Genomic DNA, 16638 nt, shown 5'->3' with positions numbered 1-16638 from the left:
AAGCCGCTCCGGACTACATGCGTTGTCATCCCGAAGTCAGCTGGGCGGCGATGTTCTTGCGACTTGCCGAACCTCGGGCACCACAGAAGCCTTCCCGGATCACTCGGTAATGGGTGTAATGGGTGCATGGATCTGATGATGCCCAACGACTCGATGTTTCTTTTCATTGAATCTCGTGAACACCCCATGCATGTGGGTGGCTTGTCGTTGTTCGAGCCACCGCAGGGAGCTGGTCCTGAGTTCGTCCGTGAGTTCACCGAGCGTTTGGTTGCCAACGACGAATTCCAGCCCATGTTCCGAAAGCACCCTGCGACGATCGGGGGTGGAATCGCCCGTGTGGCATGGGCTTATGACGACGACATCGACATCGATTACCACGTTCGCCGCTCGGCGCTGCCCTCGCCAGGACGAGTCCGCGATCTGCTCGAGCTGACCTCAAGGCTGCATACCAGCCTGCTCGATCGCCACCGCCCGCTGTGGGAGCTGCACGTGGTGGAGGGGCTGAACGACGGCCGGTTTGCTATGTACACCAAAATGCACCACGCCCTGATCGACGGTGTTTCGGCGATGAAGCTGGCGCAGCGCACGCTGTCGGCTGACCCGGACGACGCCGAGGTGCGCGCCATCTGGAACCTGCCTCCGCGCCCACGTACGCGCCCGCCATCGGACGGCTCGTCACTGTTGGATGCGCTGTTCAAGATGGCGGGATCCGTTGTCGGACTTGCACCGTCGACGCTGAAGCTGGCTCGTGCGGCGCTACTCGAGCAGCAGTTGACGCTGCCGTTCGCGGCGCCACACAGCATGTTCAACGTCAAGGTCGGGGGAGCCCGCCGGTGCGCTGCGCAGTCCTGGTCGCTGGACCGGATCAAGAGCGTCAAGCAGGCCGCCGGTGTGACCGTCAACGACGCCGTCCTGGCGATGTGTGCCGGTGCGTTGCGCTACTACCTGATAGAGCGGAATGCGCTGCCGGACAGACCGCTGATCGCGATGGTTCCGGTGAGCCTACGCTCCAAAGAGGACGCTGACGCCGGCGGCAACTTGGTCGGCAGCGTCCTGTGCAATCTCGCCACCCATGTCGACGACCCAGCGCAACGGATTCAGACCATCAGCGCGTCCATGGACGGCAACAAGAAAGTGCTCTCCGAATTGCCGCAGCTGCAGGTGCTTGCATTGTCGGCATTGAATATGGCGCCGCTGACGTTGGCGGGTGTACCGGGTTTCTTGTCGGCAGTGCCGCCACCGTTCAACATCGTCATCTCGAATGTGCCGGGGCCGGTAGACCCGCTCTACTACGGCACGGCCCGGCTTGACGGTAGTTACCCATTGTCGAACATCCCGGACGGTCAAGCGTTGAACATCACCCTGGTGAACAATGCTGGGAATCTCGACTTCGGACTGGTCGGGTGCCGTCGCAGTGTGCCCCACTTGCAGCGGCTGCTTGCGCACCTGGAATCGTCGCTGAAGGATCTGGAACAGGCCGTCGGGATCTAAAGAACCCGTACTCATGCCCAAGCTCAGCGCGGGTGTGCTGCTGTATCGGGCGCGCGCCGGTGTCGTCGACGTCCTTCTGGCGCATCCGGGCGGCCCGTTTTGGGCGGGAAAGGACGACGGCGCTTGGTCGATCCCGAAGGGCGAATACACCGGCGGCGAAGATCCGTGGCTGGCCGCCCGGCGCGAGTTCTCCGAGGAGATCGGGTTGTGCGTGCCTGACGGGCCGCGAATCGACTTCGGGTCGCTGAAACAGTCCGGCGGCAAGGTGGTGACCGTGTTCGGTGTCCGGGCGGATCTGGACATCACCGACGCACGAAGCAGCACCTTCGAATTGGACTGGCCGAAGGGCTCGGGCAAGATGCGTAAGTTCCCCGAGGTCGACCGGGTGAGCTGGTTTCCGGTAGCGCGGGCACGCACCAAACTGCTCAAGGGGCAGCGGGGTTTTCTCGACCGGTTGATGGCGCACCCGGCCGTGGCGGGTTTGTCTGAAGGACCAGAATCCCTGCCTCGCTGAGCGCCCTCACCGTGGCGGACTACCCAGTGTGGGCGCGCCGCCGTCGCCGCAGAACCACCACAACGGCCCCGCCCGCCGCGCCCACCGCGATCGCCGACACGACCACCAGCAGCAGCGGGGGGAGTGCGACATCGTCGTAAACGGTGACCACCTGCCGGTACGGATCGTCGTTTGGTGCGTTGCCGAACGTGAAATCCGAAGAGATTCGCGATGTCTGATAGATGTCCACCTCGACCTTGGTCAGATATGAGCCGTGGTTGCCGATCAGCTCGCGCAACAGAGGGTCACGAACCGCAGTGGACATGTCGCCCGCGAACCGGACGTGGGTTGTCTGTGTGGCAGCGTCGGCGTCGGTGCGCTGCTGCCGGTGATCGGACAGGGTGAAGATGGTGACATGTTGCGGCTCCTGGGCGGCGACCGATAGCCGCATGGGATACACCAACCGCGACGATCGGAAGGTCATCCGCACCGGATCGAGCCCGCCCACTATCAGGTCGGTGCTGGTCAGCCGGATCGCCACGAACGCCCATCCGTCACGCACGTAGGGATCCAGCGCCGCTGACACCGCCGGTCGAATCGCATAGCCGTTGTCAGACAACCAAGTCTGCAGGCCGCTCAGATCCCCGCCGGTCAAGGTGGTGGCCTCCAGCGGGCCAAGGCGAACCTGGTTGAGCACATGCGGGGCCCGGGCGGCGGCCTCCTGGGGACCGGAGGCACCGACACCGCGCCTTAAGCTCCAATGTCGCTGATGCTCGATCAACGGCGCACTGAGCGTGTCCAGCTCGCCGAACGTGGACTGGTCCGCGGTTGTAACTATCGCCGGCGTCGGGGTGGGCACTACCAAGGCAACGTTGTCGGTATCGGCGTTCATTGCCAGCTGCATGACGATCGTCTCGGTCGTCCCGTCCCAATGAAGCAGCGCGACTTCATGATTCAAAGTTGCTTGGGAGCCATGTGCTGTGACCGCGGCACCGCAGGCGCATGCATAGCTCGGCGTAGCCAACACCATGGTTGCTGTGATCACTGCGGTCGCCACACAGACGACAAGTCCCAACCGGCACGCGGGCAGCACCGCCATGCCGCAGATGTTACGCGGCCGAACGCAACGAACCGACCCGGATGTGGCGCCCGAGCCGATCGGCCCACCGGGGATCAACTGACCGAAGAGGGTCGCACCTTAGCGTAGGCCCGGCACAATGTCGGAGAGGCTGACGGTGAGCGGGCGTTCGAGCTGGGCATAGCTGCATGAGCGTGGGTCGCGGTCGGGGCGCCACCGGTTGAACTGTGCGGTGTGGCGGAACCGCGCGCCTTCCATGTGGTCGTAGCGGACCTCGACCACCCGCTCGGGTCGCAGCGGCACGAACGACAGGTCTTTGCCGACATTCCAGCGGGAGAACTCGTTCTTACGTGGGGTGCGCTGGCCGGCAACGTGGGCGGCCCAGTTCCATGGGTGGTCGTCGAAGCTGGTGACCAGCGGCTGCAGCTCGGTTAATAGCCGGCGTCGTTCGGCCATGGGGAACGCGCCGATCACGCCGACCGACGCGAGTTGGCCGTCCTCCTGGTAAAGCCCTAGCAGCAGTGAGCCGATCGCGTCACTGCCGGACTTGTGCACCCGGTAGCCGGCCACCACGCAATCGGCGGTCCGCAGGTGTTTGATCTTGAACATAACGCGTTTGTCCGGTTGATAGGTGATGTGCGGCGGTTTGGCGATGACACCGTCTAGACCGGCCCCCTCGAACTCGGAGAACCATCGTTGTGCGGTCGCCATGTCGGTGGTTGCCGGGGTGACGTGGATCGACAGGTCAGCGTCGGCCCCCGAACCAGTTACGGCATCGACCAGAGCGGCTCGTCTTTCGCTGAACGGTCGCCCGGTGTAGTCGTCGTCGCCGAGGGCCAGCAGGTCGAATGCGATGAAGGAGGCTGGTGTGCGGTCGGCAAGCATTCGCACCCTCGACTCGGCAGGATGGATGCGCTGTTGCAGCGCCTCGAAGTCCAAGCCGTGGTCGGTGGCGATGATGATCTCCCCGTCGATCACACAGCGATGCGGCAGCTCGGCCCTGATCGCGGCGACCAGCTCGGGGAAGTAGCGGGTCATCGGCCGCTCGTTGCGGCTACCCAGTTCGACCTGATCACCGTCGCGAAAGCAGATGGAGCGGAATCCGTCCCATTTGGGTTCATACGACGCGTCCGGCGGGATTGCGGTGACCGATTTGGCCAGCATCGGCGACACCGGCGGCATGACGGGTAACTGCATGTGCTCATTCTTGCGTGCGGCATGCTGGAATTCCGATATGGCGGCGGCAGCTGAGGAACTCGACGTCGACGGCATCGCGGTGCGGTTGACTAGCCCGGACAGGATGTATTTCCCGAAGCTGGGGTCGCACGGCACCAAGCGCCGCCTCGTTGAGTACTACTTCGCCGTGGCCGGGGGTCCGATGCTGACGGCGCTGCGTGACCGGCCGACGCACTTGCAGCGCTTCCCGGACGGCGTCGACGGCGAGCAGATCTACCAAAAGCGGATCCCGCGGCACCGCCCTGACTACCTGCAGACGTGCCGGGTGACGTTTCCGTCGGGGCGGATGGCTGACGCGCTGAAGGTGACCCACCCGGCGGCGATCGTATGGGCGGCGCAGATGGGCACAATCACCCTGCACCCGTGGCAAGTGCGCTGCCCCGACACCGAGCACCCCGACGAATTGCGCATCGATCTAGATCCGCAACCGGGCACCGGCTTCGTGGAGGCGCGTACGGTCGCCGTCGATGTGCTCCGGTCCGTGCTGGACGACCTCGGTCTGGTCGGTTATCCGAAGACATCCGGGGGTAGAGGGATTCACGTATTCCTGCGCATCGCCACCGACTGGGACTTCGTCGAGGTGCGTCGGGCGGGCATTGCGTTGGCCCGGGAAGTCGAGCGCCGCGCACCGGATGCGGTGACGACGTCGTGGTGGAAGGAAGAACGGGGCGCGCGTATCTTCATCGACTTCAACCAAAACGCCCGCGACCGCACCATGGCGTCGGCCTATTCGGTGCGTCCTACCCCGATCGCGACGGTATCGATGCCGTTGACCTGGGAAGAGCTGGCCGGCGCGGATCCCGACGACTACACCATGACCACGGTGCCCGAGCTGGTGAAGATCCGCGACGACCCCTGGGCCGGCATGGACGACGTGGCCCAGTCGATTGCACCATTGCTGGACTTGGCCGCCGCCGACGAGGAGCGCGGGCTCGGTGACATGCCGTATCCGCCGAACTATCCGAAGATGCCGGGCGAACCCAAGCGGGTGCAGCCGAGCCGGGATACCGACTTGAAGGGGGGAAACACGTCGAAGTAACGCGGTGCGGCTCGCTCCTCAGATGCGGGAAATGCGATTGGTCTGTCCCACATTTCCTGGATTATCACGGCTTTTCCGCGATCATCAACGTGTATCCGATTCGTCCGGTTTGTACCGCGGCGCGTGCGAGCGCTGTGAAATCGCGCACCGAGTCGTGGCGAATGCCGTTGTCGGCGAGGATCTCCGGTGCGGCGACGTGCAAGGCGGTGATCCGCGCGTCGATGCGGTCGATCATGTCCAGCAGGCTCTCGTCATGAGACTCGATGTGGCGGGTGCGCAATCCGGCCCCTTCGAGGATGTCGGTGTAGTCGGTGACGGTTCGGGCGTCGGCGATGCAGGCGACCCACGCGGCCAATGGGGTCAGCTCCGCCGGCAGGCCGCCGTCCCCGACAGTGACATCGGTGATGCCGGCCAGGCCACCAGGACGCAGAATCCGAGCGAACTGCTGGGCGGCGGCGTTCTTGTCCGGGAATGTGCAGAACGCGCACTCGCACACCAGCGCGTCGAATGTGTCGTCGGGCAACGGGACTGATTCGGCGTCGCCCAGGTGGAAGCGCACCCGCTCGGTCAGGCCGGTTTGCGCGACGGCGGCTTGGGCGCGCTTCACGTTGATCTCGCTGATGTCGACCCCGTCGACAGCCACACCGTAGTCGCTGGCCAGCAGCCGTGCGGAGGCGCCGGGCCCGGCGGCGATGTCGGCGACCCGCCGCGGGTCGCCTGTCGACCTCAGCCCGAGTTGGTCAGCCAACCTACGGGTCAATGTCGCGCCGCCCGGGTGAAAGGAGTCACCGAGTAGCAAGGCGACGATGTCGCGGGAATAGGCGTCGGCGCAACACGCTTTGATCTGCTGTGGTGGCAGTGCCATCGGCGCACCTCGGGTTGGCCCCGCGAGCCTGGCGATACTCCCACCGGTATTGGCCTGTTTTGATCCGTGTGGTGCGTCCGCCAGCAACCCGGCGAGTGGGATGGCATTGGGCACAATGTCGGGTACCGGTACCCCGGTGAGCTGTTCACGCACCTGCTCTCGATAGCCGACCGAGTTGTAGGCGCAGAACGGGATCAGCCGTCCGTCCGGGGTGATCTGTTGCACGCAGCATTTCATCAGCTGTTTGACGTTGAGGGTGTAGGGATCCTGGAAGTCTTGGATGACGATGGCGAAGACCCGGTCGGTGAGGTGCGTGAGGGCCTCGGGCAGGTTGATCCCGCAGCCCTCGGCGCAGTTCAGGGCGGCGGTAGCCCGCTGTAGCTGTGCGGTCATGGTGTCGGTGCCTGGCACCGCCGACGCCGACCACAAGTTCTCCAAGGCTTCGCGGATCGCCAGGTCAGGGATCACCCGGTTGGAGACGTAGTCGAGGTAGTCCTCGACATTGAGCAGCCGCGGAATCGGGACCACATGCTCCCCGTCGGTGAGCAGGTAGGTGATCGATCGGCAGCTGGGGAAGCAGCATGGCACCGGAAAGAAGTCACCGGGCCTGAACCATTCGGGCAGTTGCGCGGTGATGCAGGCGATGATGTCGGAGTTGGTCAGTCGGGTCAGCGGGTCGAACTGCACATGCCGGCCGGCGTGGGTGACCGGCTGAAATACCACCGATTGCACTCCGGGCTGCGCCATGCCGTGGCGGATGACCGCGCCGAGCTCGTGCTCGTTGAGGCCGCGTTCCACCGCGGCCACCAGGCTGACGGTCAGGCCCGCCGCGGCGCAGTTGTCCAGGGCCCGCTGCTTTACGTCCCGCAGATCGTGGCCCCGGATTCGACGATGTGTTGCCTCGTCCAGGCCGTCGAACTGCAGGTAGATGTGCACGGGGTGGCCGGGACGGTTGCGGGTGGCGAGCTGGTCGACGAATCGCCGGTCGGAGGCCAGCCGGATGCCGTTGGTGTTGATGATGACGGTCTTGACCGGGCGGGCCTGGGCGGCGTCGACGAACTCGAGGAGTTGTTTGTGGATGGTCGGTTCGCCACCGGAGAACATCACCACTTCGGGTTCACCCTCGGCGGCAACGAGCGTGTCGAGCATCCGTTCACACTGCGCCGCGGTGATGGCGTAGCCGTCGGGTTGGTGGCCAGAGTCGGCGAAACAGATCGGGCAGTCCAGGTTGCAGTGTGTGTTGACCTCGATCAACCCCAGGCAGGCGTGTTGCTTGTGGTCCGGGCACAGCCCGCAGTCACTGGGACAGCCGTCGCGCACCTCGGTCTGAAACCGCAGCGGAAAGGTGCCCGGTTTGTTGAATCGTGCTGATTCCAAATACATCTGGGCATCCCCGTACACCAGGGCCTCGAAACTTCCGTGCTCGCGGCAGCGCTTACGCAAATACACCTTGTCGTGGCGGATATTGACCTGGGCGTCGACCACGACCTTGCAGACGGGGCAGATGCTCTTGGTGTATTCGACGAACATCTCGTCACGGTCGCGCTTGCCGTCAGCCCGCGTCATTGGGCTAGTCCACCATGCGGCAACGCCTGCGCGATAGATCAGTGTCTGCGGTCGAACAATCGGGGTTGGGTCCGCCGGCGGCGTGGGTGAGGACTCCCATCGGGTAGCGGCCCGGAAAGCTGGCCAGGCCGCCGATAGCGTGGCCGTGGTCACAGTATCTTAGCGGCCCTGCCCAGGTTCAGCCGTGCACCAGCTCCATGATTTGTGGCAACGCTTCACGGGCCGCGATCCGGCCCGCTTCACGGGCGCGGTCGATCTGGTGGTACTCCATGAGTCCGACGCCGATCGGGTTGGGCTTGATCACCAGGTCGGCCTGGGCCAACACTTTTTCCGATGCCATCGCGCTGCTGATTGTCATGGTGCGCAGCAGGGTGTCGGTTAGGCCGGGCACCCGTGGTTTGCCGCGGCGATGGCCGCCGGACGCGGGGCTTGGATTTCCGCCAGAGGCCACGTTTACCGCAATCAGTGGGCCGTCCTTGCCCACCAGCGTGGTGACGGGCACGTTGTCCAGCACACCGCCGTCGACGTGCAGGGTGCCGCCGTAGGGCAGTGGCGCATACAGAAAAGGCAGCCGCATCGAGCAGCCGACGACGTCGGCGAGCGGGCCTTGGCGGTGCACGACGGGACGCCGGGCCAATAGGTCGACACTGACGCAGCGGAAATGTTTCGGCAGCTCCTCCACCAAATGGTCTCCGAAGATCGTGCGTAGCGTGGACTGGGTGCGTTTCCCGCGGATCAGCCCCTTGCTCGGCAGGGTGTAGTCGCCGTGGCTCTTGCGCACGAAGTGCTCGTAGATTTGCGCATCCACCCCGGCAGCATCCAAACCGCTGGCCGCCAGAGCCGCGATGATTGCGCCCATGCTGGTGCCGGCAAAGCGGTCGACGGTGACCCCGGCGGCCTCCAGTTCCTCCAGCACGCCCAAGTGGGCACACGCCCTCGCTGCCCCACCGCTGAGGACTAGCCCCACGGAACGGCCCGCGATACGCGTGGCGAGCACCCGCAGGTCGTCGGCGACAAATTCGCGTCGGACCACATGCATCGACCGCGGCGTGATCAACTGCTCCCAGGCACGTCGGTGCTCCCGGCCGGCGGGCCGTCCGGCCAGCACCAGGTCGGCGCCGGTCGCTCGGGTCGGCAGCGGGGCCACAGGCACGGCCGGGTTGCTGGCCACCAGCACCACGCGATCGGCGACACGCAAACAGAATTCCCGCCACCGCGCGTCGCCGACGGCCGCATGCAGCACCACCCGGTCGGCGGTCTGCTCGGCACGTTCCAACCCGTCGCAGTCGACCCGGCCGGGGGCGACAGCACGTAGCCGTGTCGACAGTGCCCTGCACAATTCGGTGGCCACCATTGCGACCGGTGCATTGGCGTCGACACCGACGACCGCGACAACGACCTCCGGCGTTGTCCGCTGAGAGGCCACGCGTGTCTGGTGCTGTCGTTTGGCCAGTACCCCCGCCAGCGCCCCAAGCACCCCGGCATCGGCGATCTTCGCGAATTCGGCCTTGGTCACTCGCATCAGGGACGAGTCGCGTACCGCACGAACCGACGCGGACCGCGGCGCATCGAGCAGCACCCCGAGCTCCCCGACCACCTGACCACGGCCCAGCTCGGCCACCACTTCGTCCTTTGCGCCGTCGCCGGCGAGGACTTGCAGGCGGCCGCTGCGCACCACGTAGAGCGCATTGGACACATCGCCCGCGTGGAACAAATACGAGCCTGCTTGCAGCTCAATCTGTTGCGTGTCCGGCCTGGCAAACCGCAGAGCCTCCAGCAGGTTGACTTCGCGGGAAGTCTTGGGGGTCGGGGCCACTGCCGCGGCGGGTGAGGCCACCGGTGCGGGTCTCGGCGGCCGCCGCGCTCCCAACGGAGCCACCGGCGGCCCCGGCGGGGGTTCAACCGCAGCTGGGACTGGGCGGATGCGACCCAGCGACAGCGCCCCGATCCCCACCGCCACGAAACAGATCGCGGCCAACGCCCACCCGTGACGCAACGCCTCTTCGGCTGCGCCCGGTGCCGGTGTGCCGACCAGGATCACCAGCACCGCGACGCCGATGACGGCGCCAACCTGGCGGATGGTGCCGGTCACCGCCGAAGCGGTGGCGTAGCTGCCGCCCTTGGCCAGCCGGGCCAAGGCGGCACTGCCGAGCAGCGGGAAGGTAGCGCCCACCCCGATTCCCTGCAGTATCTGGCCGGGCAGCCATTCACCGAGGAAATCGGGCTGGGACCCGACAACCTTGAGATACCACAGCAGGCTGGCAGCCCAGATCAACGCGCCGATGCCGACGATGAAGCGGTAACCGTGCCGGTCGGCGACGCGGCCAAGCACCGCCGCGACGACGGCGGCGACCAGCGCGGCGGGGGCGACGGCCATGCCAGCCTCCAGCAGCGTGTAACCCCAGACGTAGTTGAGGAACAGCACGTGCGTCAGCAGATAGGCGTAGAAGCCGGCGCTGGCCACGGCGGTCAGCCCGGTGCCGGCCACGAACGACTGGATGCGCAACAGCGTGGGCTCGACCATCGGTGCCGGGTGGTGTCGTGAGCTCATCACAAACCCAACCATCGCGACCGCCGCGGCCAGCAATGACCCGCTGGTCGGCAGGCTGGCCCAACCCCAATCCGGGCCCTTGATCAATCCCAGCGTCAAAAGGCCCAGCGCGAAAGCCAGCAGCACCGCGCCGCGCACGTCGGGCACACGCCGACGTCCGGCGGCCCGGTTCTCCACCAGTGCCCGCCGAGCGGCCAGCACAGCGAATACCCCCAGCGGAAGGTTCACCAGGAACACCCACCGCCAGCCATCCGCCTCGATGAGGGCGCCACCGATCGGCGGGCCGAGGCCCGCGGCGATGGCCCCCGCCGCACCCCACAGGTTGACCCCGTGCGCGCGCCGCTCGGCCGGGAAGGCCTCGACGACCAGCCCCAGCGAAGCCGGTACCAGAACCGCTGCGCCGATGCCTTGCAGCACACGGAACGCAACCAGTTCCCCGACGCTTTCGGCGATCGCGCACAGCCCGGACGCGACGGTGAACAACGCCACCCCCAAGATGAACACCCGCTTGCGCCCCATCAGGTCGGCCAGCCTGCCGGCGGCCACCAGGAACGCCGCGAAAACAATGTTGTAGGCGTTGAGCATCCAGGACAGGTCACTGATGTCGCTGTGGAAGTGCCGCTGGATATCGGGGAACGCGACGTTGACGATCGTGGAGTCAAGGAAAGCGAGGAAGGCGCCGAAAGCCGCCACCAGCAGCACCGCCGAGGAGGAGGGTTGGCGGCGTCGCGTAAGTGGGGCGTGCACGCGACGGCGTCGTCTGCTAGGGCCGACGGGACCGGCGGCTATGACGGGCGCAGCATTGTTGGTGGCGACGGTGTGCACAGTCAAGGGAAACTCCACGTTCTTGAAGGATCAGGGATATGTGACGCGTCAACGCCGTCGGTTCAACGGTGGACTTGTAGCGTGACGAGGCTTGGTGGGTTACCGGCGGCTAACTTGCAGAGCGATCCACGTCGGTCAGGTGGCTCGGCGCCGGCATGGCGGTTGGTGGGGTTGCAAATGTCGACCGGTCTGGCGGTCGTCGGCGGCGGCTCCAAAACCATCGGTCCACCCGCCGCAGAACCGCAAATGGGGCGGGATCCCGGAAGTCGATCCGCAGCGGTGCGGCGTGCGAAGCAACCATGTTCATGATTTGGCGGGCGGCCAGATAGCCGGAGCATGCCGCCTTCTCCATGGTCGGAACAAACAAGGTCAGGTCGGGTGAATAGATCACCTCGCCGGCTAGCAAAAGGTTAGGCACTGAGGTGCAAATACCCGGGGAGCGGTGGCGCGCGCCCGGCATCAATACGGTAAGCGGCGAGAAATTCACCATGCGCTGCCCGCGCGCAGGCGCCGAGACAAGATGAGGAGGCAGCTCGCTCGCCACCTTTTCGTATTCGGCCTCGTCTAAGTGCTTCAGCTCGTGATCGATCCGCCAGCCCAAGACGTTCGATTTATCGAGGCCGCACTGCGTCAGGCACTCGGTCAAGATCTCATCTGGCGTACATTCACTCAATGGCCGATCAAAAACAGGTCCGGGCGTTTCCACATCACTCCAGGTTATTGACAGAACGTAGCGGGTTCCTTCCGGCAGGCGGACGTTTTTCCAGAAACCTTCTCCCTGCAGAACGCAGACCAGCGACCACTGGCTTTGCAGATGCGTAGTGACGACTCCAGGGCGGATGAACGGAGGCCACGTCGCAGGGAGGTCGCGCAGAAAACACTGGATTCCGTTCGATGCCTCAAGCGCAAGGGCGTGCTGCTGTGTGAGCTGAGGGAGATATCGCTTGACATGAGCTGATTTGGCCAGCTCTCGCAGCGTCAGATAGGGCACCGCGAGCAGGGCATAGTCGCAGGCAAACCGGCGGCCATCGGACGATATCAATGCGGTGACGCGACCGTCGTCGAACTCGAGATCGCCGACACGCGTGTTGAAGTGGATGTCCACGCCGAGCCTTGTCAGGTGGCGAATCCAGGGATCGACCATGCGCTCGCTGGTCGGTCCATCCATCATCATGATCGCGGGCAGCTTTGCGTCGTTGAGGGCTGATGGACAATTACTTTTCAGGCGAAACAGCCCCTTGAGAACGATGGGCGCAATGGCCGCCGCTTCGGCACTGGTGCGCGCCGCGACGTAAATGCGCGGCACAGCAGAAAAGAATTCCTGCGCCTGGGCAGACTTGCAGCCGAGCTGCAGATAATCCGCATACGAGATATCGCCCAGCTCCGCCAAGAGTCGCTCTCGGCACATCCACAGCAGCCGTAGATGGGCGTAGAGGTAATGGAGGACGTCGGTGGCCGGCACACCTCGTTGGGCCAGACCAACGATTACCATTGGGCCGCGCAACAAGATCCGGACAAGTTGCCGCGGCGGTTCGACTACCTTGCCTATGATCCGCGCGAAGGTTGGCCGCCGGCGTTGCAAGGCAACTGGCGCAGCGATTCGGCCAATCACGCCTTGCGCGGTAGCCGAAACCATGCTGACGCCGACCAGGTTGTCTAGCACGGTCCTGTCATGTTCGGTGGGTATACGCGAGAACAGCGTCAGCAGGGTTTGGTAAGTATCGGTGTAAACCCGCAAACTGTGCTCGGTCGGGTGGCCGTCCGCGAGACGTAAACTCTTGGCCTTGCCCCCAGCTTCGGATGCAGCTTCGCACAATGTGACTCGCACCCCGGCTTCGGCCAGGATCATGGCGGCAGCCAATCCCGCGATGCCAGCACCGGCAATCACGACGTGGGTATCGGCAGGCGACGGTTTCATCTGCAATAGGCCTCAAGGAATGATTCGGGCGGTACTGACGCGACCGTGGGCACATGCGGTCCACGGGAGAAAAGGTGCCGGCCTGGAAGCATTGACTCAAGACACGGCCGACGCTCTAACTCTGCCATTTGCTGGGTCCGCAGCCATCGGTGCGAACGCGTAAATGTGTCTGCGCGGCGGGTCGTAGGTGCGCCGGGCTATCGGATGTCCATACGTACTTTGGCGGATATTTGGATCCATGCCGCAGCAGGCGCGGTAGTGTGCGCTTTAAAGCAGAGGCCGCCTGAATTCAAGCTGTCGTCCCGGGTGGATCCAACGCCGTGCGGCTATCCCGCATCATTCACTCCACGCGGAATGGTTGGGGACTCGCGGCGTTGCTCTTGGGGTCGATCATGATTTTTGCGTGCGCCTCGGGATCGCCGAGCGCATCGAATGCTGCCGCCACGCCGGGTAAACCGACCGTCCCGGTGATCAGCGGCGCGGCGTTGACCTTGCCGTCGGCCAGCATGTGCAACGTGTCGCGGAACTCTAACGGTGTGTAGCCGAGGACGAACCGCAGGTTGATCTCTTTGTTGATCGCCATCGCCGGCCGGATGTGGTCTGAGCCCATGCAGACGCCGACCACGACGACGCGCGAGAACAGCGGTGCGCTGGCGATGATGCCATCGATAATTCCCGGAACGCCAACACATTCGAAGATGACTGGACGCTTTGGCGTTGCGGCGCCAGCTGCTTCGGCAGCCCGCCAAAGGTGCCACCACGGCAGCCGCAGCCGCTGCAGTCTTTCGACCGTGCCGACTGCGAGGTCGAACGCGTCGAGGATGCTTTGCAGGTGTCTGTTTCCCTGTCCAAGGCCGGCGGCTACCGCATACGGTGAGTCCTGTACGGGATCGACTACGGAATCAGCGCCACAGGCGGTTGCGAGGGCACGACGGCCGGGTGAAAAGTCGCTTGCGATCACCGTGTGTACCCCGCGCGACTTCAGCATGCAGATCACCGCGAGGCCGATCGGACCGCACCCGATCACGATCGCGACGTCGCCCTTGCCCACCTCGCCGCGCCGGACGGCGTGCCATCCGACGGCCATGGGCTCGGTCAGCGCGGCTATCTCGGGCGCCAGCCCGTTCGGGACAGGAAACGTCAGCGACTGCTCGACGACGAGCCGCTCGGCGTAGGCGCCCGGCGCCATTGTCGAAAGCCCGATCCCGTGCACCTCTTTGTTGCCACGCCGCAGCAGCGGCATGGCGACGACCGGGGTGCCGCGCCTAGGGGTCCTGCGGGTGCCGGGACCGTAATCGACCACCTCGCCACAGAACTCGTGTCCGAACACCACCTGCTGATTCGATCGCATGAAGGCGTGGTAGCCAGATTCGGCCATCACGTCGGCCAGTTCATCACAGTGCAAGCGGGCATGCAGGTCCGATCCGCAGATACCGCACCGCAGCACATCGAGCAACAGTTGACCCTTGGCCGGCGCCGGGGACGGCCGGTCGACTACCTCGAGCTTTGCGTTGGTGCAGGTCACCGCCTTCATCGCGTAGGTCCTCTCGATCCGACAGCAAGCGGCCTGAACGTGCGCCGTGGCGGGGCTGTCACCATGGACTACGTGGCCACCGCTATTGTGGTGACGCTGGTCATCCTCCTGGGCGTCGGCATCGTCGTCAACGAACTGCTCCGGCTGAAGCAGTGGTTGAAGAATTCGCGCCCCGACGCGGAACCGGCGGAACCTCCCGACGGCAGTTAGCTGCCCAGGCCGCGCAGGGCCGTGACGGTGTCGGCCACGGTGTCGCGCGGATCGCGGTAGGTGATGCCTAGTTCTTTTTCGCTCGGCGAATCGTCGGACTCCGGCATCTGTGTGTAGTACTGCATACCTGCCGCGGTGAACGGAGTATTGAAAGGCAGATAGGGCCCGGCTTGATCCAGCACCGATCCCGCGACACGCAGCGCGGAATCGGGCACCGGGACGGCCAGCATCGTGGTGCCGGCGACCTCGCCCAGAATTTTCGCGAGCTCGGGCACCGGAATCCGATGACCTCCCGCAGTGTAGCGGCGCGGCCCACGCCCGGATTCCAACAACGCCGCGTGCAGTGCCGCCACATCTCGGACGTCGACGGTCAACCACGCCGCGCCGCGCCCGGGAATGACATGCATCCACAATGCGGACCGGACACCCTCCCCGGCTTCACCGAATTGATCGCCCACCGGCGGGCCGAGGACCATGCCAGGATAAGTGATGTTCACCGGTGCGCCGGCGTCCTGAAGACCGCGCGCATAGATTTCGATCTGCGCTTTGGATTGTCCGTATCCATCCGTCCCACCGGCAACCGGCAGATCAGCGCTCAGCGTCGCCAAGTTGGGACGAAACAGCGCCGTGAAGCTCGACACATGCACGATCGGATCCATTCCGAGCTCGACGGCTTGACCGAGAACATTTTGGGCGCCCGCCATGTTCGTACTCAGCATCCGCGAAGTCTCACGCGGGTCGGTTGCCACCAGCGCGGCGCTGTGCACGACGGCGTCGCATCCGTTCAACGCCTCCCGTACCGAATCGCGGTCGGATATGTCTGCAACCGCAAAGTCCGACACGTCGACGCCCAGTTTCGCGACAGACGTCTTCAGCCGTGCGGGATTTCGCACCAGGAACCGGACGGAGTGGCCCGCGTCAGCGATGGCTTTGGCAGTCCACCCGCCCACAAATCCCGTACCGCCGGTGACCAGAACGCGCATGGTGGCATTCTGCATTGGATCACCGCCCAGCTCTCGCTGGGGTGGCAGCGCAGTTCTGGCTACAGGCGGCTGGCGGCGAAATTCGCGCCCTGGCCTACCATGCCGTTCACCGCGTACAGGCCATGCGCGACCGGGCTGTTGCCGTCGCCACAAATCGAGTCGCCATCGGCACACAACTGAAGCGTTTTCGGCTGGTACAGGGGACCGATGGCTATCGGCGGCGCGCCGTACTGGCCCAGGAATTGAGCCGACGGTGCGCCGAACAGAGTGACCGCGGCGACGTGGTTTGCTACCTCCGGGGCCATCGGTGCCGGTACCGCCTGCACGGGTACAGCCGGCGGTACCACAGCCGAGGTGACATAACCGGCCACGGCCGCACCTTGGGAGTATCCACCGAGCACTTGCCTGGTCTGGGGACAGCTCATCGCCATTGACTGGATATGAGAGCCCGCGTCGCGAATTCCGTCGATGACCGTCTTAGGGAAGTCGCTGCTGGCAAAGTCGTTACTAGCGGGGTAGTTAACGGCGTAGACCCCGAGTGACTTGGCGCCAACCTGGGAACGCAGTGCGTCGACGAACAGTCCTCCGACGCTGCCAATACCAGGTGGCTCCCCGGTGCCACGGGCAAACACCACCTCGACGTCGGGACACGGTTCGGCGGAGACCATCGGAACGTGCGCACTCAGTAGCCCAGGAGTGGTCACTGCCGCTGCTGTGCCCGCCACCACCGCAAGCCGGCGAGCCCATCTGATGACATCCATTTTGCAACCCAACCTTCGCAAGCCCGATCTCGATGCTAGTTGGAGATCGGGGAGGCTTCTCGTCTTCTGACGGGAAAGCGCTAGCCGG

At 64.9% G+C, this 16638-nt stretch carries 11 protein-coding genes; 3 read left to right on the top strand and 8 right to left on the bottom strand.

The genetic code is table 11. The features are described from left to right. Positions 1-126: 126 nt before the first annotated feature. Both FF952_RS19660 and FF952_RS19655 read left to right on the top strand, forming a co-directional pair. Complete coding sequence (locus FF952_RS19660) at positions 127-1491, top strand: WS/DGAT/MGAT family O-acyltransferase (protein WP_003420440.1); 1365 nt, start codon at positions 127-129, stop codon at positions 1489-1491. A gap of 13 nt (positions 1492-1504) precedes the next feature. Then, the gene (locus FF952_RS19655) at positions 1505-2005 is read left to right on the top strand and encodes an NUDIX hydrolase (protein WP_003420437.1); all 501 of its coding nucleotides are present in this window, start codon (positions 1505-1507) and stop codon (positions 2003-2005) included. A 19-nt stretch (positions 2006-2024) separates the two neighbouring features. On the opposite strand, the gene FF952_RS19650 is transcribed toward FF952_RS19655, so the two are convergent. Both FF952_RS19650 and FF952_RS19645 read right to left on the bottom strand, forming a co-directional pair. Continuing rightward, complete coding sequence (locus FF952_RS19650) at positions 2025-3083, bottom strand: DUF2330 domain-containing protein (RefSeq protein ID WP_003420436.1); 1059 nt, start codon at positions 3081-3083, stop codon at positions 2025-2027. Positions 3084-3182: 99 nt separating this feature from the next. Further along, positions 3183-4259: an ATP-dependent DNA ligase gene (locus tag FF952_RS19645; protein WP_003420435.1), complete on the bottom strand. Its 1077-nt coding sequence runs from the start codon at positions 4257-4259 to the stop codon at positions 3183-3185. A gap of 37 nt (positions 4260-4296) precedes the next feature. Here FF952_RS19645 and ligD point away from each other — a divergent pair, with 37 nt between their 5' ends. Continuing rightward, positions 4297-5337, top strand: a complete 1041-nt coding sequence (gene ligD / locus FF952_RS19640; RefSeq protein ID WP_003899657.1) for a non-homologous end-joining DNA ligase — start codon at positions 4297-4299, stop codon at positions 5335-5337. Between the two features lie 64 nt (positions 5338-5401). On the opposite strand, the gene FF952_RS19635 is transcribed toward ligD, so the two are convergent. The 6 genes from FF952_RS19635 to FF952_RS19610 form a co-directional block, all read right to left on the bottom strand. Continuing rightward, positions 5402-7768 (bottom strand): radical SAM protein, encoded by a 2367-nt coding sequence (locus tag FF952_RS19635; RefSeq protein ID WP_016719236.1) that lies wholly within the window; start codon positions 7766-7768, stop codon positions 5402-5404. Positions 7769-7946: 178 nt separating this feature from the next. Continuing rightward, the gene (locus FF952_RS19630) at positions 7947-11144 is read right to left on the bottom strand and encodes an MFS transporter (RefSeq protein WP_003905147.1); all 3198 of its coding nucleotides are present in this window, start codon (positions 11142-11144) and stop codon (positions 7947-7949) included. A gap of 109 nt (positions 11145-11253) precedes the next feature. Then, entirely contained in the window at positions 11254-13062 is a 1809-nt protein-coding gene (locus tag FF952_RS19625) for a hydroxysqualene dehydroxylase (protein WP_003420431.1), read from the bottom strand. Positions 13063-13402: 340 nt separating this feature from the next. Next, positions 13403-14596, bottom strand: coding sequence for a zinc-binding dehydrogenase (locus tag FF952_RS19620; protein ID WP_003900742.1), 1194 nt, complete (start codon positions 14594-14596; stop codon positions 13403-13405). Positions 14597-14802: 206 nt separating this feature from the next. Continuing rightward, positions 14803-15789 (bottom strand): SDR family NAD(P)-dependent oxidoreductase, encoded by a 987-nt coding sequence (locus FF952_RS19615; protein ID WP_031680857.1) that lies wholly within the window; start codon positions 15787-15789, stop codon positions 14803-14805. 59 nt (positions 15790-15848) lie between these two features. Next, entirely contained in the window at positions 15849-16550 is a 702-nt protein-coding gene (locus FF952_RS19610) for a cutinase family protein (protein ID WP_003420425.1), read from the bottom strand. Between the last annotated feature and the right edge of the window lie 88 nt (positions 16551-16638).

The sequence above is a fragment of the Mycobacterium tuberculosis complex sp. N0072 genome (genome assembly GCF_030323725.1).
GTDB classification, from domain to species: Bacteria; Actinomycetota; Actinomycetes; order Mycobacteriales; family Mycobacteriaceae; genus Mycobacterium; species Mycobacterium tuberculosis.
This window is presented reverse-complemented; position numbering and strand designations above follow the sequence as displayed.

What these genes read in the sequence shown, in the direction of transcription:
- FF952_RS19625 (WP_003420431.1), bottom strand. Translation starts at nt 13,062, where the DNA reads ATGAAACCGTCGCCTGCCGATACCCACGTCGTGATTGCCGGTGCTGGC.
- FF952_RS19645 (WP_003420435.1), bottom strand. Translation starts at nt 4,259, where the DNA reads ATGCAGTTACCCGTCATGCCGCCGGTGTCGCCGATGCTGGCCAAATCG.
- FF952_RS19650 (WP_003420436.1), bottom strand. Translation starts at nt 3,083, where the DNA reads ATGGCGGTGCTGCCCGCGTGCCGGTTGGGACTTGTCGTCTGTGTGGCG.
- FF952_RS19655 (WP_003420437.1), top strand. Translation starts at nt 1,505, where the DNA reads ATGCCCAAGCTCAGCGCGGGTGTGCTGCTGTATCGGGCGCGCGCCGGT.
- FF952_RS19620 (WP_003900742.1), bottom strand. Translation starts at nt 14,596, where the DNA reads ATGAAGGCGGTGACCTGCACCAACGCAAAGCTCGAGGTAGTCGACCGG.
- FF952_RS19615 (WP_031680857.1), bottom strand. Translation starts at nt 15,789, where the DNA reads ATGCGCGTTCTGGTCACCGGCGGTACGGGATTTGTGGGCGGGTGGACT.
- ligD (WP_003899657.1), top strand. Translation starts at nt 4,297, where the DNA reads ATGGCGGCGGCAGCTGAGGAACTCGACGTCGACGGCATCGCGGTGCGG.
- FF952_RS19610 (WP_003420425.1), bottom strand. Translation starts at nt 16,550, where the DNA reads ATGGATGTCATCAGATGGGCTCGCCGGCTTGCGGTGGTGGCGGGCACA.
- FF952_RS19635 (WP_016719236.1), bottom strand. Translation starts at nt 7,768, where the DNA reads ATGACGCGGGCTGACGGCAAGCGCGACCGTGACGAGATGTTCGTCGAA.
- FF952_RS19660 (WP_003420440.1), top strand. Translation starts at nt 127, where the DNA reads ATGGATCTGATGATGCCCAACGACTCGATGTTTCTTTTCATTGAATCT.